Genomic DNA, 17,594 nt, shown 5'->3' with positions numbered 1-17,594 from the left:
TAGTCGCCCGAGACCAGATTTTTAGACGGTTATCTCGATTTAGCAGTACTGATGTCGTTTCAGCTCGCTTATAAAAAAGATGGGTATGAGTACATTCGTCCTGATTATTACGAAGCCGCTTTACGAGCAAAGTCTGAGCAGGACTTCATGGATATCTATCTGAATCTTAAACGAGAAGCTTGTTTAAGTTATGCCAGGGATATTATTGTTGGCAGTGTTGTTAATTTGGAAGGCTTTAGGTTAGTCGATAGCACATTAAATATTGTTTCGAATATGCTATTCTGTGAATTTAAGCTTGCAACAGATGAGGCTTTTGCCCCTGATGATTATCTTGCGGTCAGGTTTAAGTTGCTTGGCGTTGATCTGGGGTTATATTCACTGGAAGTAATGGAAAGCCTGGTTCCGCTTGTCAGGCGTGTAATTAAGTATAAGTACCCTGCAATTTACATTCTGCTCGATCACTGTAAATCCCAAAATGATTTTAAGTGCCTGTGTCGTGGCGACCTGGATTTCCTAAAACATAAGATGAATGGCTTTACCGACCACGAAAGAGAAACCGTGTTGGCCATGGAGCTCGGGCTATGAAGTATCTCATGCACTTCCTGAGCTTTATGGAGTCCAGTAATTTCAGTTTTGATTACGAAAAAAGTGAGTACACTTGGGACGGTAAAGGTTATACCGATATCCTGTTGTATTTTAAAGATGTTTACAACGCCTACGCTGTTTTCGAAACGAGTTCATGGGTTGATACTTATGCTGGCAACCTCGCCAAAGCCGCTTTTTTCTCAAAAAACGAGGATGAGTTTGTAAGTAAGGCGATGGCAATCGCTATATGCGAGATGATGTTGGATTTAGAATGCCAAAGTATGGCCATTGATGTTTATTCCTATTATTTAGTAAGCGATTACACTTCTGTTGCTAAAGTTCTAGGCGATTACTTCGACGAAGTAGCAAGGAGGGAACGTGTGTCTCTACTTTCTTAACTATTTATGCTGGGTTTTTCCTGTTGATTTTAAATTGTCAGGGGAAAATGTAATCTACAACGGCACTTTGTACTCCGATAGCCGGGAGTTGTTTCGAAGGCTGTACGAGGATCATAAGTTCCTTGGCGATAAATACTACAACACCCGGTGTATTTGCAATATAAAAAAACTATCAGAGGTTTGCCAGGATGAAGATGATTTCATCTGTAAAGCCCGAAGAGAGATTGCATTGATTGCTTTTTATTTGGGATTCGAAGTGCGAATTAAGCGTATTTTCTTGGTGATGGATGACGAACTTAACGATTGGTATTATTACCTTGTTGTAAGTGATGTTAATAAATTGAGGCTGATTGTTTTAAAGTATGTTACTGATACATATAAAAGATTGCTGAATATACCGGACTTGGTGAGCATTATGAAATCATTTGTTGAGCGACACAGGGATGAGTTTATTAAGCGATTTGAGCAACAACAACCTGAACTCGCCGAGATTTTGAAGGAACTGGACTGGCCGAATGAGCGTGACAAGTTCTTTGGTGGTGACTCAGAGTTTAAGCAGGAACTGCTAGAACGACTCAATGCCAAAGGCAAAGGTCATTTACTTGAGCATTTCCTGGGGAAAGACCTTGGTTTATAACCCTGTCCTCCACGCCAAAATCACCCAGGATTTCCCTGAATTCGTCGGACAGGGCACCGAGTTTGCCGCCACCGGCCCGGAATTCACGGAGCCTTGGGATAATCTCATCATCGCTTTTCTCGGATACTGTCGGCACGAGATCCAGCACAAGCGAATGGTGCAGTTTACGATTCGGCAGATGCGACAAAAACTGGGCAATCTAAGGATCTCGATCAGCGACCAAGACTGGAATGCGCGTGCCTGCGTTGATTTGCTGTCAAACATGACTGCAGTGGGGCCGGCGCCAGTGACAGAGGGGGAAGCGTTGTACCGGAAGCACCTGGCTCCTTACGAAGCTGTTTACGACTGCAGTGTTGGCGTGGGGAGCGGTTGGTATGCACTGTTGATGGGGCTGGGTGCTATTTGCGCTGAAGATGGCTCGTCATTTCGGGACGTCAAGGAAAAGTATGGTGATCTAAGTTTGTTTCCAAACGCTAATTCCCAGAGATGCGAGTACGCCTGTGATTTCGCTGAGTTCTTGTCTTCGTATATTTGCGAGGTTTGTGGCCAGGCGGGAAAGAGTAGGGAAGGTGGCTGGATCAAAACCCTATGCGATCGCCATGCTGTTTTAAAATAATTGGCTAAGAAAAACGCCTTTATTCTTGCGCCATCAGATTTTGGTTTAAATAAATGTGTAAGTAAGTGCCAATATATATTGATTTTGAGTGTGCTCAACGGCGATAATGAATCATGATTAATAATAAAAAGAAGAAAGATCATGACTACATTTGGCAATCTTAAAATCGCAGTAGCTGACCGCAGCACTCGTGACATTTGCAGTATTTATTTGGTGGGTGGGTTCGACGAAGACAAGAATCACCACACTGGACGCCAGGAATTCCGTGGAAATGAAAAACGGGCATGTCGGGACATGTGCATGCGCGCCGAGCGTGGCCATATACGGATTCAAAGACTGAAAAAAGGAAATAGATACGAAAAAGGCGATAAAGAGGCTTGGCTAAACATCCAGCTCTTGATCGTAGGCATGCTGAAGAGTGGGGCATGCAAATTCCGAGGTATGGAATATAGCTTTGAAGTTGACTCTATCGACCCCAAAACACTTGACTTTCTTACATGGGAAGTCATCGCACAAGTCAATGAGTGGTGAGCATATGTTTAATTCGTCCGACACTGTCCTGGATTTTTTCTATAGCGGTGATGTAACAGGATTTAGAGCGGCTAAGCATCACATGGACAAAGAAGAGATTTGGCATGATGGCGATTTTATTTGTGCGCAAATCAGCGAGTGGCTTGATGACTACGGTATCGACTGCGATAGGAATGAATTGCCATTCGAGCAGCGCGAAATCCTATTTGAGATTGCAGGGATTCTCGGGCCATTAAAGATTATTTTTTGGTTGCACCCATCTCGTTTGCCAGTTTTTAACGACGAGGTCTTGGTTAAAAGACTTCTGGATCAGCTGAACGATGCCGAAGACGAACAGATGGTGGGCAGAATCGAAAAGTGTTTCGAATGGCACCAGTATAAAATCGGTTTCGTTCTAGTAAATTTTTACCTGCATAACCTACGAGGTACCAGGAAACCTGAGTTAAAGCTCACGGCTCAGGGGCTGTACAATGTTTTCGAGGCGGCTGGGCGTCTGAGGATCTTTAATGAGGAATATGATATCGACCTGGCGGAGTTGGAATTGATGGAGATGCTTGTAGAAACAGGCTATATCCATAACATTTTGTATCTTACTAAACACAAGAAATTAACCCCGTCTGCCAGTTTTTACAGAACTTTGGCCAGGCTTCCAGCGGAGACAAAAGAAAAAATCGAGCAGTTCCATAGGCTGCCGAAAAGCGCATAGGTGCCACGCGCACAGTTTTCCCCAAGTGTATTTGTGTTTGTTATAATAGTTACATAACAAGAAAACAAAATCCCTTGGGGGGATGCCAATGTTTCAAGCAAGCCGTCTGGTAAATCTCGTCCGTTTTGGCGAAGAAGATCCAATCAATGAAGTAGACTTTAACAAACTCTCCGAGAGCCCAGCATTCCAGGACTTCCTTAAAGCTCACATCGAAAAAGAAGTCACTCCGCTCAAAAATAAAAACTCCGAGCTGCTCAACGAGAAGAAAACTCTGTCCGAGCGCATGAAGGCATTTGAAAGTGGCATTCAGGAAAAAGATGACCTGGATGCCTTGAAAGCCGGCAAGCTCGACTTCCAAGCTCTGCTGGATAAGCGCATCAATGCCAACAGTCAAAGCTGGCAAGAGAAACTGGCGGCAGAGCAGGCTGAAAAAGAAGAGCTGCGCAAAGCCGTTGACGGTGAAAAAGGCAAGCTCAAACAGTTCCAAATCAAACAAACCATCGGTCAGGTTGCGCTCAAAAACGAATTTTTCCATCCATCAGCGCTCGACGATTTGATGTCGGTTGCCGGCAGCACTTGGCAGCTCGGCGAGTCCGGCGATTTGGTAGCCCGTGATTCCAGCGGCAACGTGGTCTTTGGCAAAACCGGCAGACCTCTGACTCCTGAGGAGTGGGTATCCGGATTGACCGCCACCAAACCTCACTACTTCAAAAACATCCCAGGTAGTGGCGCCCGTGGCGTCAATGGCACTGGCAAAACGGTCAGCACAGCTGATTGGCAACGCACTTTGATTGCCGCGAATGCAGAAGAAAAGAAAGCTTTGCTCGCAAAAAGAGCGTCTGGCGAGATCGTAATCAACTGATTTACCTTCGGGGCCTCCGGGCCCCTCCGGCTGTGCCGGGAAACATCGAGCCTTGTGGGCTGATGTAGCGTCAACAACTCCTTTATCAATCACCAATAAAAATAAAAACAGGTGAAGTAATGACTGCAATGCTCCCAATCCTGGCACTCGTGCGCCACGGCAATGACACTGAAGCGCTGATGACCGAGGTGATTTTGCCACTGGCCATCGACCGTTTGTTTGGTCAGCTGACCATGCCTCAGCTTGTTAGCGTTAATACCGCCGACGAGTCGAAAAACCACGGCGACACAATCCGCATCGCCAAGCCGATCGAGTTTTCTGATGCCGAAGACCACCCAACTGATTCCGCTGGCTCGCAATCCGAAGACATCACCGCTGGCAAGGTTGATGTAAAGCTGGATCGTCATTTGTACAAACAGTTCGCCATGAAGGACGCTGAATTCCTGTCGCACGCGAATTCGCTGACTCTGCCGTCCGCCGCCGAGGCCGCTGTTGACTCCCTGGCCCGCACGATTAACAAAAATCTGTTTAATTTGTACAAGGATGTCCCGTATATCTCGGGCAATCCGGCGTCCACTGCAGGCCGTGATAAGGCAGATCTGATCGCCGCACGCAAAGAAATGCAGAATCGCAAGATCCTGAATGGCCGCAACATCGTCCTCACTTCTGACACCGAGGCAGATTTGCTGCTGGAGTTTTCGAAGATCAACGAAACTGGCGATGCCAATGTTGTTAGCCAGGGCTTGATCGGTCGCAAATACGGCTTCGATTTGTACAGCGATGTACAAGCTCCGTACCACATTGCTGGCACTGCAGCTGCCAACGCAGGCATGACCTTGGCTGCTCAGGCGTCTGCAGGCGCCACCGTGCTTTCACTAGCCGGTGTTTCCGGAGCAACGTTTGTAAAAGGTGACGTGGTCACAGTTGCTGGTAGCCACCAGACCTTCGTTGTCACCGCTGACACTGCTGGCTCAGTAGTCCCTGTATATCCAGCAGTTCTCGAAAACATCGCGTCCGGCGCCGCTGTGAGCGTGCTCGATGACCATCCAGTGGATCTGGCGTTCACCAAATCCGCGTTCCTCATCGCTTTCCGCAATCTGGAAGTTCCTGAGGACGCGGCTGGTGTGAACATTGCGCAAATGTCCGACCCACGCACCGGCATTTCGCTGCGCATGCTGCGCTGGTACGAGCCTCGCACCGAGTCTACTCAGTGGAAATTCGAAACCCTCTGTGGCCTCAAAACCGTTTGTCCTGAGCGTGCCCTGCGTCTCGGCGGTCACTGACAGTCCGGGCCCAGCCCCTGGCTGGGCCTAACCTGTATGTAACTGCTAATAGATGTTTCACGTGGAACAGAGGTTTGAGAACAAATGCGTAAAGAAATTCCAGTTATTGGACTTGAGCTTGATGGTCACGCTGTGATCGTTGAGCCTGGGAGCAGGGCGCATGAGCATTTCTTGGGGCTCGGGTATGTCGTTCCTGGCGAACCTGAACCTGCGAAGCGCCGTGGTCGAGCGAAGAAAGCTGACGGCGGTGACGAATGAAACGGATAGGGCTCTTTACTGCGCAGACGCGTGAGCGTGAGCCACTGCCGATCGTTGCGCCTGGTGAGCTCCTGGCTGCTGGTGATCTCACCACGACTGTCGATGTGCTGACATCAGAGCCCTGCGAAAGCGAGGCTGTTTACCTGTTTTGCAAATCGATCATCCACTTTGCTGCCGATGGATCTGATGCTACTGCTGATTCACCGCCAATAGATGCTAGGGGCGGTTCATTCATTGCCGTCGATCGTGGCTCCAAGATCTCTGTGAGGCTGATGGCTGGTGAAGAGTCTGCGCGATGCTGGGTACACGCAGTCAAATGATCAAAAACATCGGCCCTGCTGCTCTCTTTGGGCTGCGATTGGCGCCGAAGAGACCACACCTTTTCGAATCATTGCCCGTGGATGCAGTGCTGTTCGAAATGGCTCCTGGGTCTTTTACCCCCGAATACACCAACGATTTAGAAGTGCTGATATATGAGTTCGAAGAAGACAATCAGTGATCTGCCGGGATGGTCGGGCGACCCATCGATGCGCATGCACGTACATAAGCCAGGGGCTTCCGAGGCGCTTACACTGAGCGAATTTGCTGGGCTTGTTACCACGGGCGAGGGCCTGCAGACAGGGGACATTGTGCTGCGCCCGGACGGAGTCTATGCCGATGCCCTGGAATGTAATGGTTCCCTACACGCCACGGCGAGTTTCCCGGTACTTGCGGGTAAGCTTAATTACGGGGAATTCGGGAGCTCTCCGATTTCGGTTAATGCAAATAGCGAGATCAGGTCTAATACTGTTGAGGCTTTTTGCATTAGAAAAATTGGACAGGTAAGAGTAATAAGCGAAACTGGAAATATCAGAATATACGTTGCGGGTGTTCTACAAACATCAACTGCATATTACCAGGCAAACACCAAGAATATATTCAAGACTGTGAATGGGCTCTATTTTAAGGATAAGAAGTCCACTGGCACCCTTGAGTCAATTTATTATGTAGATCTTCTCGGAGTGAGCTCTGTGGCCTACGCGGCTGGAGGTGCCACGCTGACTGATATAGTTGGTGCTGCAACTTTATCTTCAAAGACAGATTTATTTTTCTATCGAAAAACCGGAGTGGTGTATGTCGACAGCAAAAACACTGCTAACACATCAGTATCCACTAGTATCGGTTCTTTTTCCTCTGCTGACGGATATGCTTATCAGTCGCGGAACGGAAACATCTACTACCTGGGCATAATTAATAGTCTGTACGGTATCTACAGGCTCGCCGTGACTTCAAATTCGGTATCTTTAACTTTATTGCAGTCGGGTGAGTTTACGACCGCTATTGCTGGGTATTCTAATTACATTTATTTCGGTTCAGGCTCTGTTAAATATCGCCTAAATGCCAGTTCGGATGTCATTACCGAGATCGCTGTGCCAGCAGGCTATTACTCGACAGGAGTCTGCCATGACGACAATTTCATTGCGCTCACAGGCCACAATTTAACCAGGCCTAAACTTTCGTTTGACGGAGGTAGTTCTTGGCAAGACTGCCCTCAAATGAACAATTATGGATTTATAGACTACGACTCAACAACCGGCGAGATGGTTATTTGCGGAAAAACAGGCAGTACTGGATCTGTAAATGGCCAAGTAGGTAGTGTTCAAATCAATGCTATGAACTTCCCATCCGATACGATATTCAGAGTGCCCAAGATTGCCAGTGCGACAAGCCGAATGAAATGGTATGTGACGATATGAGAGCTTACTATAACGAGACTACAGGCTTTGTTATTAGCATTTCGAATTCGCTTGGAGTCTCTTATCCATTTATTGAAACCACCGACCTTATTTCATACTTGGAAAGCGTAAATAGCGGTTTGGTGCCCAAAGTCGAAGATGGCCAGCTGGTGTTTGTAAAGGACACTGCTGAGTCCTGGCGACAGATCCGAGAAACCCGTGACATACTCCTGCTCGGTGGTGATCACGCAATCAACATGGCTTACGACGAAGCTAGGATTTCAGGCTCTGAAGTAAACCCCGAAAAGCTCAGATTAATTGCGGAGTACCGCCAGGCACTACGCGATATCACGAATTCCACTGACACCGAAAATGTAATTTGGCCGCAAAAATCTTGGTGATGTAAGTTGGCACCTGAAGATTTTTGACGTGTTACAATATATAAAAGGGTGGCGAAGATCACTCTGTTGACGATAATAATAATAATAAGAAGAAAATAATGTCAGCGACTCCTCCGGCCCCACCTACAAACATGAACTCTCTCGGCATTTCCCTAGCCAACCTCCTGCAATTGGTGGGTATGCTTGCTGCCGGGCTGTTGGCTTACTCTGGCTTGGACAAGCAAGTTGAGCTAACAAATCAGCGCGTCGATGTCCTCCAATCTCAGATCTCTACCTATCAATTTGAGCGCAAAGAAGATACAAAGCGGGTTGAGGATAAACTGGATAAGATCAGTGCGCGGATTGACGCTCTTCTAGTCAAAGGAGCGTCGAAATGATTGCGATGTTTTCGGCATTTTTTGGATTTATGGCTCCTTTTTTGCCCGAGCTTTTGAAGTATTTCACTCGCAAGCAGGACAACTCTCACGAGCTGGAGCTGATGAAGTTGCGCCTGGAAAGCGCTGCTTCGGAGCATACCTGGCGCATGGAGGAAATTAACGCTAAAGCTGACATCGAAGAGTCCATTGCTGTTCGCAAGCCCGAAGAAACTTATGCTGATAAGTTGTTAGGTGCTGCCAAGGGTTCTGGGATTGGTGTCTGGATGACCTCGTTTATCGCTCTAGTTGGAGTTATTATTGATGCTGCTATTCGCCTAGCACGTCCTGCAATTACTTATGCTGTTGTGGGTTTCTATATAACCTACAAACTTACAATGTTTCATGTGTTTGAAAATGGCACGGGTGGTGCGGAAGCGATTCTCAAAACTTGGGGCGAGTTCGACGAACAACTGCTGATCATTGTTGTTAGTTACTGGTTCGGACACCGTGCGCTGAATAAGTGGAAGCGGTGAGATGGGTATTTACGTGCCGCGCCAGGCTGTTGAATTGGCTTCGAGGCCGGAGTTTGATGGGCTGCATGACCCTGATCGGCGCACTTCGTTGATTGAGCCGTATCACGATCCTGTGGGGCTGCCGACGATTGGTTATGGGCACTTGCTGAGCCGAAAGTCGTGGGAAGACTTGTCCCGGTTTCCGGCGATCACCGCTGAGCAGGCTCGGGCGTTGCTGGTATCTGACTTGGCCAAGGCTGCAGCCTCTGTTAACCGGCTCATTACTGTGCGGCTAAGTGATAGTCAGCTCTCGGCGCTTATCGACTTCTGTTTCAACTGCGGCGCGGGGAATTTGGAGATCTCGACCCTGCGGCGCGTGATCAACCGTGGTGAGCTTGCTGATGCCCCGGAACAGTTCATGCGCTGGGTGCACGCCAAGGGTGTGAAGCTGCCTGGTCTTGTTAAACGCAGGCGTGCGGAGGTCGAGCTCTGGCTCGCATGAAGCATGGCTAAGTCGGCTGCTGACAAAATCATCGGACATCAGATCCAGCTGCGTGGGCAGTACACCAGGATCGCGAAACAGGCTGTTCAGCGACTGCAGAAGCTACGGAGTGAAGTAAAAGCTGAACTGATTGACGCGATGGGAAGGAATGACCTGGCGAACACTTTTGGTCGGATGGGCATGCTCAAACGGATCGATCGAGCGGTGTCTGACCAATATTCAGCGATGGAGTCTGATCTTGTTGATGAGCTGACGGCGCTTTACCAGTACGAGCTCGACTGGAGTGACCGGGCTTTCAAAATAGGGATGTCTGAGAGTCTGGTATCGGAAGATTTCATTCGCTCTTTTGTAGAGTCCGACCCGTTTGATGGAAAGCTTTTGAAGGAGTGGGTCAGTGAGCAGGAGTTGGCCACACAAACGGCCATTAAGCGCACTGTCAGGCTGGGAATCGTCAACGGACTCTCATCTGACAAGATCGTAGCATCGCTGATTAACGACCCGAGCAATCCGTTCAAAACGTCAAAGCGCAATGCTGAAATTTTGGTTCGGACTGCTGGGGCTCATGTTACGGCCAGCGCCGATATGAAAGGGTTTGAAGAAGCTGGCGTAGAGAAATACCAGCTGTCGTCTGTGCTGGATATGCGCACAACCCGCATCTGTGCGTCTTTGGACGGGAAGGTTTTCAGGGTTGCCGATGGGGCCAGGAAAATGCCTCCGTTCCACCCCGGCTGTCGGACAACGATGATCGCGATTTTTGACGACGAAGAGCCTGTTGACGAAAATTTTGAAGGCTGGCTGGGTAAGCAAAGCGAGGCTGACCAGGTCAAATGGCTCGGCCCGGTGCGGTACAAAATGTGGAAAAGCGGCGTAAGGATTGAGAGCTTCGTTGATCAGGATGATCTGCATGTGCTGTCGCTCGCTGAGCTGAGAAAAGTCGATCTGGTTTAGAGAGCGTTTTTCTTAGCCAAATGGTTTCACCCTCAACGGTCTATTTCCTTTTAAAGAGAGAATGACCCGTTGAGGGTAGGCCTCTATAAAAATAACAACAATTGGTTAAGAGAAACGCTTTTTATGAGCTACGCGACATACCAAAACTATCTCGACGAATTCGGAACGGATGACGTACCCGAGGACGGCGAGTCTCGAATCCCCAGGGCAATCGAAAAGTCGTCCAGGCTAGCGGACTCGTACATTCGAGCCGGAGGCTTGGCTACGCCCTTGGTGGATGAACTGGCGATCGGAGACATCCGTGGTCACGTGCTCGACATCGCTCGTTACTACGCTTGGAGCGACAACCCAGGTGACGAATTACGTAAGCGCTACGAAGACGCCACCCGCTGGTTCGAAGGCCTTGCAAGCGGTCGCAACCGCCTCCAAACGTCGGAGCAGTCCAGCGTCAAAACTGGATTTCATAACGTTCGGATCATCCGATCGTGATTAGTTTTAGTAGCGGCCCTGGAGCTCCACCTGTAGAGCTCGAAATCAACACGGCTCAGCTCCAGGCCCTGGCAGATAAAGTTAAGCGCCTGGGCCCCCGCAACCCCCACATAAAGCAAGGCCTGAATCAAATCGGCGTCAGGTGGGTAGCCCGAATCAAAGCGAATTTTAGGAAATCGGTAGATCCCTACGGCGGCTCATGGCCTGGAATTTCCCACCGCCAGGGTCAACCCCTGATCGACACAGGGCGGTTGCTAAACAGCATTAAACACCAAGTCGATGACCTCGATCTTGATCTCGGCTCAAATCTCATTTACGCCGATAACCATCAATACGGAATAACTGTAAAACGAAGGGCTTTCTTCCCTGATAGTCGCGGACTTCCGAAACAGTGGCTTGAAGAGTATGAGAAAATAATGGTAGAACAAATCGAGAAGGCACTAGCATGAATCTCACTCAGCACCTCGAAGATCTAAAAGCCGAAATTGAGAAAATCGAAAGCAAACCAAAAGTTGAGCTTTTTTCCGGCACTCTCAGCGATGAAACACTGAAGTCCATTAAGCTCGACGGCGGAAAATCGTATGTCCTCCTAGGCTGTGCCGGTGGCCCTATTCCTGAAAAGAGAATTAGGCTGGAAGTTGACGCAGTATATGGCGCATTCGTAATTGCAAAAAGTGACCAGGACACCAAGGGTCTTTCGCGACAAGCAATGAACGTAGCCAATGAAATTGCAGTTCTGATTGATAAATATCGGGGCAACACCAAAACAAACACCAACCTGCCCATGTTACAATCTATAGAAGAACTCTTTTCTGGCCTCAAAAACGGCAGCAACTTCTCAGCCTGGCAAGTGATTTGGACACAAAGAGTCGCGCTCGTTTGAGCACAAATAAACACCCAAAACTATAATAATAAAGGGTAAACAAAATGTCTGTAGGATTTAACTCACCTGACAACACTGTCGGCTGGATTGGCAATGGTGCAGTTCTGGCTTCGCGAATTGATAAATCAACTGGTAAACCAAAGGGCGGTTTTTTTAACCTTGGCCAGCTCAGTTCAGCGTTAATGGCTATTACCGCTGACAAAGTTGAGATGCAGGACACGATGTCTGGGAGTCAGGGGATTGCAAAGTCGAAAACAGTCAAAACAACTATTGAGGCTACTTTTACACTTAAAAGTGTGAGTCCGGAAAACGTAGCCCTTGGCGCGTTCTCTGAGATTGTAAAAGATGCTGCTGTTGTCAGCAAAACCTTTACTGCCCAGGCGTTCAAAGGACGGTCGATTGTACCTGACGGTATTATTGCTAGCGTTGCGTCAGTCACCGAAGTTTCTGGCTCCACAGTGCTAGTAGCCGGAGAGGATTATGTCGTAAGTAATGGCCATATCTATTTTCCAGAAAGCGCTGGTATCGTTGATGGTGATGAAGTTGCTGTTCAATATTCAACGGTTAGTACCAAGCGACTGGAAGCGATGATCACTTCGGACATGGACTTGTACATCGTGTTTGACGGTATGAACGTCGAGGAAGGTAACAGTCCAGTTAAAGTGACTATTTACAACGTGTCGCTAAGCCCCATGACTCAACGCCAGTTGATCGGCACTGATTTTGGTGAGCTGGAGCTAAAGGGTACTGTGCAGCTTTCTAGGTCGGTAGCGGGAGCTGGGCTGTCGCGGTACTACAAAGAAGAGCACGCTGTAAGCGCCTGACAGTGTAGAATGTCCGGCTTATATAGGGCTGGACATTTTTGGCGAGGAAATGCATGAACGAAGTCGAGAGGGTGTTGGGCAGCCCCGTGGGTTACGATTTATCAGAACCAGCGGCTAAGACTAAACGAGTGGTCATTAGTCTGTCGATCGCAATGGCTTGCTTGGTTCTAGCTAAAATTGAACCAGGCGATCAGTTTTCGCTGGCCGGAATAACCCTCAAAGGTATAACTTCTTACAAACTGATTCTGGGGCTGCTCATCGCCCTGTGCTGGACATATGTGCACTTTGGTTGGTATGCGGTCGAATCATTTATGGAGTGGCGCTTACGAATTACTGGTACCAAAGTTGCCTTTGTAACAACTGGCATGCTTGCGTCGCATAATGGAGATTATCCGGGCGATCCCAAGCAGTCCACCTTATATAATTGGTGGGTCGGTCAGGCGCGTCAGATGAAGCCGCTTGGTGCTAAAGTCGATGAAATTGAAAATCGCATCGCCTTGCTTAAAACCGAAATAGATAGTCCTACACCGGTAAGTCCAGGTGTTGCCGGAGTCACTGAAAGAGACAAAGGTTTTACAAAGCTTGAGAATGCATTACTCCAGCTGCGACATGAGCTGATGGCATCAACCAAAGCTGTTGAAAGTGAAAGAATACCCGCTTCGCTGGCTAGATTTGACGGTTGGTTTAGAAATCTGCTTACTTTACAAAACGTCAGAGTACTAGTCGTTGATATAGCGTTCCCGATGGTTCTTGGTGTGGCTGCAATCTGGCTAGGCGTCAGATACCTAATACAAGCGTAGAAAGGGCTCTCCGGAGCCCTCATCTTCACCAGGACGGTCAGTGGTTGTACTTGTACCAAATTCGGTTGATACCTGCTTCTTGGATAGCCTTGTCGTACTTCCGCCCAGCGCCCAGGTCACGCAAGGCATTTCCAACCTCGAAATGAAACATGTCGTGCGAGCCTCCCAAGTCAACGTTGTCGAGGATCTGCGTCTCGATCAACTCAGCCACATCCTCGACCATCGCGCGTTCCCAGGCCACCCCAGTAGGGCTTCCAGGTACGCGCAATTGGTTGTGCTCAAAGCAAAGACGTCTCATGAGTTCTGGCATCGACTCATTCATTATTGAGCGCCTTACGGAAGAGGTTAAATGTGTCCATCGCTTGCTCTTCGATCACCCACTCTTGATCGAAATCGATGAGCAGGGTGCTCCTGACGATATGCCCGACTTCGCTGAACCAGTCTTGATAATTGTCGAATGGATAATCCTTCGCTGCACGTTCACTTGCGTGCTTTCGGATTAGCTCTCTAATCTCATCGTTAGTGTCATATGTAATGCCGTCTGGATCAGCTGGCTTTTCTTCGATTTCAAAAAACATGGTGGACTCCTCTTGCGGTTGTCTATAGTTCCTATACTACATATGAGCCCGTGCCCTGCATAGTATGCAAGAACTAAAAAGTTAGATATAGATTGAAAATAACTATACCCAGCAAATGCCCGCATGCCAAATCATTTGAGAACAAACCCGAACAAGCGTGGGCTCTGTTATAATTTAGTAAAGCCGCATAATAATAATAAGAAGAAAAAGGCCAATGTCGTTACTCGATATCATCATTCCGTATCGCACAGTTGTTATTAACCAATCCATCGCTGAGAAGTCGGCTGTGTCAATTGACGCTTTTGGGCTAAATACCGAGGATTTTGTTTATCTCGTCGACGGATACAAAACAGTACTGGCCTCAATCTTTCTACGCAACGCGAAGGAGGATCTGAAAAACATTGAGACTTCCAAGGAGATTTTGGGCTCGTTTCCGGAGTTTGCCGCTGCTTGTGTTGCATGTGGATGTCGCCAGCGCGATGCCCAGGAATATATTCGTCAGCTTCCTTTTCCGATCCAAATTGAACTTCTAAGCACTATTTTCGAATTAACGTTTCCAGAAGGTCTAAAAAAAAGCCTGGAAAAATTGATGCCGACAATCTTACAGCTGCTCAAAAAATAGAAAAGTATGAGTCTGATCGCAAGCGCGCTGAAAGTCCGGACGAACTTGATCCCCAGGAATTCGCGTTAGTCCTCATTGATAACTGTGAATTACTTATCGCGAATGGCCACGCAAGTTTAGATCCTTATAAATATTCCCTCAAGAAACTACTGTATCTAACCGAAGTGCACAAAAGAAGATTGAGAGAGTATTTGATGGGGGATGTTCTAACCAATCATCATTCCAGGATTGCGTGCGCTACAGGCGATGGAAAAGCCTTTAAAAAAATTATCGACCAGCTTAGCCAATAATAAGAAGGGCGTATATGCCACAGAATACCGTTATCCAGCTCGTCCTGCGTGCGCGTGACGAAGCTTCGAACGTCCTTAAAGGCGCTGCGACTAAAATTGTGGGCCTGATGGCGGCATTCGCTGGAGCTACCGCTATTAAAGAGACGGTTGCCGAACTTTCAAATTTGGATGTGGTAGCTCGCAAACTCAATATAAGTATTGAGGATTTAACGGCTGCTCAGTATGCCGCGTTCAAGGGGGCCAACGTCGGCCCGGAACAGTTTACTGATGCGCTAGAAGAAGTACGGATAAAGATTGAAGAATTTAACTCCATAAACTCTGGCGGGGCAATAGACTTCTTCCAGATTATGAAAGTAAGCGCCAAGGATTTCATGAAGTTGAATCCGTTGGAGCAGTTGACAAAAATCTCCGATGTGATGAAAGGGATGTCCTCATCCGCGCAATTCACTTTCTTGGATCAAATTGGCTCAGATAATCTTCGCAATCTTTTGCCGGTATTGCAGAATGGTAGCGCTGAATTTAAAAATCTGATGGAACAGGCTAAGCAAGCGGGCTATACATTAAATAGCCTGGATGCCAAAAATGTTCAACAACTAAATTCCGCTTTTAGTCAACTAAGTACCTCTATTAGTTCCGGTTTCAAACAGTCTGTTGCCACTGCAGCTCCTGAATTCCAGGCCTTGATCGAAATGTTCCTCCAAGGAACTACCGATGTGAGAACTGAAACGGAGGGGATGGCTAATTCCGGTAGAGAGAGTTTCAGGTCGTTCGTGTCGGCCACAGGTGGCGTTTTGTCTGCCATTGGTCGGGTAGGCGATGCATTCTTTGCTGTGTTTTTCGGCCTATCAAAAGGCGCATCGGACACAGTAACATTATTAGCGCTGGGCTTCGACACGATCCTGAAATACTTAGGAAAGTTTGCATCCAGTTTTGTTAGTTTTTACAGCAGAGCCTTCGCTGATGTGTTGAAATTAGTTGGAGAAATATTTGTTCCAGGCATTCAAAGTTTACTGAATAAAATTCCTGGCTCAATCGCAAGTTCAATGGCCGAGTCTCTCAATGGAGTTCAAGCATACCTCGCAGAGTCTGTAAAAAATCTAAATAAACCAGTAGACCTGAATTTCTCGTCCTCTTTTCTGCAGGATGTTGCTAAGTCTACGGACGCTGCGAGTAAAACATTCGATGAACTCGGCAGGCAAGCGGTAAGAGCGACGGTTACTGGCGTCGGTGGTATTGCCGGTGCGATTACCGATGTCACCAGCAAAATGCTTGAAAATGGCGCCAAGATTCAGGAGAACAACAAAAAACTGGTCGCTGAAGACACTGAGCGCAACAAGTCGGCGGTAAGCAAAGGCGGTGATGCCAAGAACAACCTGGTCAATTCCCAAACAGCAGCCACCATCGCCGCTACCCGCGCAAAACTAGCGGCTGACCTGGCAAAGCTTGAGATCGACAAAACTATCGAGTCGATCGACACGCGCCGGGAGCTGGAACAAAAAGCCCTGGATGCCCAAGCCGCAGCTCAGACTTTGTCAGCAAATGAAATCGCGGACAAAAGACTGGCGATCGATTTGAAAGCAAACGCTGAGATAAGTGATCAGCGGAAAAAGTCCATTGGGGAAGACATCAAAGTCCTGCAGGCCCAGCTCGGAGCTCAGCAAAAAGTCTTGGGAAATGCAGTGATCGACTCGGATCGTGGTACTGCGCTGGCATCGATAGAGGACATTGAAAGTCAGATCACTCTGAAGAAGCAGGAGCAGTTGAATCTTAGCTCCGCGTTGGCAAACCAGGAAGCCATTCTGAAGGCCGATCGGGCCACGGCGCTGGCGGATTCCCAGGCTCAGATTAAGGCGATCCAGAACCAGCTGGATGTCGACTTGCTTCGTATTCGGGGGAGTAATTATCAAGCGGATTTGAAGGAAATTGAGAAGGAGTTTGCTGATACAAAGCGGGTGCTCGAACAGCTCGGCGGTGATTCAAAAGCGGCCCAGGAGCTAGTAGCGGCCAAGAAAGCAAAAGCTGAGTTGGACGAGATCGACCGGCAGTATGCAGCTCTAAAGCTGAAGCTTGAGCGTCATCAGATTTCTCCATTCGACTACCTTAACAAGGTCGATGAACTTGGGGCGAAGGGGGAGGCCGCTGCGGGAGTTACGGGCAATCCTGATGACGAAAATAGGGCTAAGCAATCGCTCTCGGACGCGAAGAGCGAGGTCTTCAATATTCAATCTCTTGTTGAAGAGCTGAATGGAAGCTTGGGTGAAGGGTTTGCGGGGGCTTTTTCAGAGTTCATCAGCGGTACAAAATCGGCCAAGGAAGCGTTTGGTGAAATGGCTCAGTCTGTGCTCGCTGACATCGCAAAAATGATTGCGAAATTGCTCATTCAGATGGCCATTCAAACGGTACTTAACATGATCCCTGGCGGGGCAGCGGCAAGTGCGGCAGGCGCGGCGGTGAAGCATGACGGTGGATTAATTGGTGGCTCGGGCCGAAGCAGAAATGTACCAGGCTGGGCCTTCGGCGGTGCTATGAAATATCACACTGGGGGGATAGTCGGGTTGAAAGCAAATGAAGTGCCAGTAATTGCCGAAAGAGGCGAAGAAATGCTGACCGCTTCGGATCCTCGTCACCGCAATAACATTGGTAAAGGTAAAGCTTCAGGTGGCGACTCAGGGCGGGTCACGATTAACAACGTTATTGATGTGCCAAGTATTGCCAGCGCGCTCGAAGGGTCGGACGGAGAGCGGGTAATTATGAATCACATCCGTGCAAACAAGTCTGAAATCAAGTTAATGTAAATG

24 protein-coding genes are annotated in these 17,594 nt (G+C 48.2%); 22 read left to right on the top strand and 2 right to left on the bottom strand.

What is annotated here, in order from left to right:
* Positions 1–51 precede the first annotated feature (51 nt).
* From VD17_RS03105 to VD17_RS03010, 20 genes are all read left to right on the top strand, one after another.
* Entirely contained in the window at positions 52–585 is a 534-nt protein-coding gene (locus VD17_RS03105; RefSeq protein WP_046052625.1) for a hypothetical protein, read from the top strand.
* A complete protein-coding gene (locus VD17_RS03100; protein ID WP_046052624.1) occupies positions 582–983 on the top strand; it encodes a hypothetical protein in 402 nt (133 codons plus the stop codon). Before VD17_RS03105 ends, VD17_RS03100 begins: the two co-directional genes overlap by 4 nt.
* Complete coding sequence (locus tag VD17_RS03095; RefSeq protein ID WP_046052623.1) at positions 964–1,620, top strand: hypothetical protein; 657 nt, start codon at positions 964–966, stop codon at positions 1,618–1,620. The genes VD17_RS03100 and VD17_RS03095 overlap by 20 nt, the downstream gene beginning before the upstream one ends.
* Entirely contained in the window at positions 1,586–2,236 is a 651-nt protein-coding gene (locus VD17_RS31200) for a hypothetical protein (protein ID WP_185753094.1), read from the top strand. Before VD17_RS03095 ends, VD17_RS31200 begins: the two co-directional genes overlap by 35 nt.
* Positions 2,237–2,377: 141 nt before the next feature.
* Positions 2,378–2,767 (top strand): hypothetical protein, encoded by a 390-nt coding sequence (locus VD17_RS03085; protein ID WP_046052622.1) that lies wholly within the window; start codon positions 2,378–2,380, stop codon positions 2,765–2,767.
* 4 nt (positions 2,768–2,771) lie between these two features.
* The gene (locus VD17_RS03080; RefSeq protein ID WP_046052621.1) at positions 2,772–3,473 is read left to right on the top strand and encodes a hypothetical protein; all 702 of its coding nucleotides are present in this window, start codon (positions 2,772–2,774) and stop codon (positions 3,471–3,473) included.
* A gap of 88 nt (positions 3,474–3,561) precedes the next feature.
* Positions 3,562–4,335, top strand: coding sequence for a hypothetical protein (locus tag VD17_RS03075; protein WP_052962679.1), 774 nt, complete (start codon positions 3,562–3,564; stop codon positions 4,333–4,335).
* A gap of 119 nt (positions 4,336–4,454) precedes the next feature.
* Positions 4,455–5,618, top strand: a complete 1,164-nt coding sequence (locus VD17_RS03070) for a P22 phage major capsid protein family protein (RefSeq protein ID WP_046052620.1) — start codon at positions 4,455–4,457, stop codon at positions 5,616–5,618.
* Positions 5,619–6,171: 553 nt separating this feature from the next.
* Entirely contained in the window at positions 6,172–6,375 is a 204-nt protein-coding gene (locus VD17_RS03065; RefSeq protein WP_046052619.1) for a hypothetical protein, read from the top strand.
* On the top strand, positions 6,350–7,612 hold the full coding sequence (locus tag VD17_RS03060; RefSeq protein WP_185753093.1) for a hypothetical protein: 1,263 nt from the start codon (positions 6,350–6,352) through the stop codon (positions 7,610–7,612). The genes VD17_RS03065 and VD17_RS03060 overlap by 26 nt, the downstream gene beginning before the upstream one ends.
* A complete protein-coding gene (locus VD17_RS03055) occupies positions 7,609–7,992 on the top strand; it encodes a phage tail assembly chaperone (RefSeq protein WP_046052617.1) in 384 nt (127 codons plus the stop codon). The genes VD17_RS03060 and VD17_RS03055 overlap by 4 nt, the downstream gene beginning before the upstream one ends.
* A 98-nt stretch (positions 7,993–8,090) precedes the next feature.
* Positions 8,091–8,369, top strand: a complete 279-nt coding sequence (locus VD17_RS03050) for a hypothetical protein (protein ID WP_046052616.1) — start codon at positions 8,091–8,093, stop codon at positions 8,367–8,369.
* Entirely contained in the window at positions 8,366–8,881 is a 516-nt protein-coding gene (locus tag VD17_RS03045) for a hypothetical protein (RefSeq protein ID WP_046052615.1), read from the top strand. Before VD17_RS03050 ends, VD17_RS03045 begins: the two co-directional genes overlap by 4 nt.
* A 1-nt stretch (position 8,882) precedes the next feature.
* Positions 8,883–9,362, top strand: a complete 480-nt coding sequence (locus tag VD17_RS03040) for a lysozyme (RefSeq protein ID WP_052962678.1) — start codon at positions 8,883–8,885, stop codon at positions 9,360–9,362.
* Positions 9,363–9,365: 3 nt separating this feature from the next.
* Positions 9,366–10,310, top strand: a complete 945-nt coding sequence (locus VD17_RS03035; RefSeq protein ID WP_046052614.1) for a minor capsid protein — start codon at positions 9,366–9,368, stop codon at positions 10,308–10,310.
* Between the two features lie 123 nt (positions 10,311–10,433).
* Positions 10,434–10,799 (top strand): phage protein Gp36 family protein, encoded by a 366-nt coding sequence (locus VD17_RS03030; RefSeq protein ID WP_046052613.1) that lies wholly within the window; start codon positions 10,434–10,436, stop codon positions 10,797–10,799.
* Positions 10,796–11,248 carry a phage virion morphogenesis protein gene (locus VD17_RS31195; RefSeq protein WP_052962677.1) on the top strand — a complete coding sequence of 151 codons (453 nt, stop codon included), beginning with the start codon at positions 10,796–10,798 and terminating at the stop codon, positions 11,246–11,248. Before VD17_RS03030 ends, VD17_RS31195 begins: the two co-directional genes overlap by 4 nt.
* Positions 11,245–11,682, top strand: a complete 438-nt coding sequence (locus VD17_RS03020) for a hypothetical protein (protein ID WP_046052612.1) — start codon at positions 11,245–11,247, stop codon at positions 11,680–11,682. Before VD17_RS31195 ends, VD17_RS03020 begins: the two co-directional genes overlap by 4 nt.
* A gap of 44 nt (positions 11,683–11,726) precedes the next feature.
* Positions 11,727–12,506 carry a hypothetical protein gene (locus VD17_RS03015; RefSeq protein ID WP_046052611.1) on the top strand — a complete coding sequence of 260 codons (780 nt, stop codon included), beginning with the start codon at positions 11,727–11,729 and terminating at the stop codon, positions 12,504–12,506.
* 53 nt (positions 12,507–12,559) lie between these two features.
* A complete protein-coding gene (locus tag VD17_RS03010) occupies positions 12,560–13,306 on the top strand; it encodes a hypothetical protein (RefSeq protein WP_046052610.1) in 747 nt (248 codons plus the stop codon).
* Between the two features lie 37 nt (positions 13,307–13,343).
* Here the strand turns inward: VD17_RS03010 and VD17_RS03005 are convergent, their stop codons facing one another.
* A complete protein-coding gene (locus VD17_RS03005; protein ID WP_046052609.1) occupies positions 13,344–13,628 on the bottom strand; it encodes a hypothetical protein in 285 nt (94 codons plus the stop codon).
* The gene (locus VD17_RS03000; RefSeq protein ID WP_046052608.1) at positions 13,621–13,884 is read right to left on the bottom strand and encodes a hypothetical protein; all 264 of its coding nucleotides are present in this window, start codon (positions 13,882–13,884) and stop codon (positions 13,621–13,623) included. The genes VD17_RS03005 and VD17_RS03000 overlap by 8 nt, the downstream gene beginning before the upstream one ends.
* A 214-nt stretch (positions 13,885–14,098) precedes the next feature.
* Here VD17_RS03000 and VD17_RS02995 point away from each other — a divergent pair, with 214 nt between their 5' ends.
* The gene (locus tag VD17_RS02995; RefSeq protein WP_046052607.1) at positions 14,099–14,506 is read left to right on the top strand and encodes a phage pre-tape measure protein; all 408 of its coding nucleotides are present in this window, start codon (positions 14,099–14,101) and stop codon (positions 14,504–14,506) included.
* A gap of 304 nt (positions 14,507–14,810) precedes the next feature.
* Positions 14,811–17,591: a phage tail tape measure C-terminal domain-containing protein gene (locus VD17_RS02990; protein WP_046052606.1), complete on the top strand. Its 2,781-nt coding sequence runs from the start codon at positions 14,811–14,813 to the stop codon at positions 17,589–17,591.
* Positions 17,592–17,594 lie beyond the last annotated feature (3 nt).

This window comes from Pseudomonas fluorescens, assembly GCF_000968015.1.
Classification (GTDB): Bacteria; Pseudomonadota; Gammaproteobacteria; order Pseudomonadales; family Pseudomonadaceae; genus Aquipseudomonas; species Aquipseudomonas fluorescens_W.
This window is presented reverse-complemented; position numbering and strand designations above follow the sequence as displayed.

Bases quoted from the DNA above. Each gene is read 5' to 3' on its own strand.
- VD17_RS03105 (WP_046052625.1), top strand. From the start codon at position 52: ATGTCGTTTCAGCTCGCTTATAAAAAAGATGGGTATGAGTACATTCGT.
- VD17_RS03100 (WP_046052624.1), top strand. From the start codon at position 582: ATGAAGTATCTCATGCACTTCCTGAGCTTTATGGAGTCCAGTAATTTC.
- VD17_RS03085 (WP_046052622.1), top strand. From the start codon at position 2,378: ATGACTACATTTGGCAATCTTAAAATCGCAGTAGCTGACCGCAGCACT.
- VD17_RS03080 (WP_046052621.1), top strand. From the start codon at position 2,772: ATGTTTAATTCGTCCGACACTGTCCTGGATTTTTTCTATAGCGGTGAT.
- VD17_RS03075 (WP_052962679.1), top strand. From the start codon at position 3,562: ATGTTTCAAGCAAGCCGTCTGGTAAATCTCGTCCGTTTTGGCGAAGAA.
- VD17_RS03070 (WP_046052620.1), top strand. From the start codon at position 4,455: ATGACTGCAATGCTCCCAATCCTGGCACTCGTGCGCCACGGCAATGAC.
- VD17_RS03065 (WP_046052619.1), top strand. From the start codon at position 6,172: ATGCTGGGTACACGCAGTCAAATGATCAAAAACATCGGCCCTGCTGCT.
- VD17_RS03060 (WP_185753093.1), top strand. From the start codon at position 6,350: ATGAGTTCGAAGAAGACAATCAGTGATCTGCCGGGATGGTCGGGCGAC.
- VD17_RS03055 (WP_046052617.1), top strand. From the start codon at position 7,609: ATGAGAGCTTACTATAACGAGACTACAGGCTTTGTTATTAGCATTTCG.
- VD17_RS03050 (WP_046052616.1), top strand. From the start codon at position 8,091: ATGTCAGCGACTCCTCCGGCCCCACCTACAAACATGAACTCTCTCGGC.
- VD17_RS03045 (WP_046052615.1), top strand. From the start codon at position 8,366: ATGATTGCGATGTTTTCGGCATTTTTTGGATTTATGGCTCCTTTTTTG.
- VD17_RS03040 (WP_052962678.1), top strand. From the start codon at position 8,883: ATGGGTATTTACGTGCCGCGCCAGGCTGTTGAATTGGCTTCGAGGCCG.
- VD17_RS03035 (WP_046052614.1), top strand. From the start codon at position 9,366: ATGGCTAAGTCGGCTGCTGACAAAATCATCGGACATCAGATCCAGCTG.
- VD17_RS03030 (WP_046052613.1), top strand. From the start codon at position 10,434: ATGAGCTACGCGACATACCAAAACTATCTCGACGAATTCGGAACGGAT.
- VD17_RS03020 (WP_046052612.1), top strand. From the start codon at position 11,245: ATGAATCTCACTCAGCACCTCGAAGATCTAAAAGCCGAAATTGAGAAA.
- VD17_RS03015 (WP_046052611.1), top strand. From the start codon at position 11,727: ATGTCTGTAGGATTTAACTCACCTGACAACACTGTCGGCTGGATTGGC.
- VD17_RS03010 (WP_046052610.1), top strand. From the start codon at position 12,560: ATGAACGAAGTCGAGAGGGTGTTGGGCAGCCCCGTGGGTTACGATTTA.
- VD17_RS03005 (WP_046052609.1), bottom strand. From the start codon at position 13,628: ATGAATGAGTCGATGCCAGAACTCATGAGACGTCTTTGCTTTGAGCAC.
- VD17_RS03000 (WP_046052608.1), bottom strand. From the start codon at position 13,884: ATGTTTTTTGAAATCGAAGAAAAGCCAGCTGATCCAGACGGCATTACA.
- VD17_RS02995 (WP_046052607.1), top strand. From the start codon at position 14,099: ATGTCGTTACTCGATATCATCATTCCGTATCGCACAGTTGTTATTAAC.
- VD17_RS02990 (WP_046052606.1), top strand. From the start codon at position 14,811: ATGCCACAGAATACCGTTATCCAGCTCGTCCTGCGTGCGCGTGACGAA.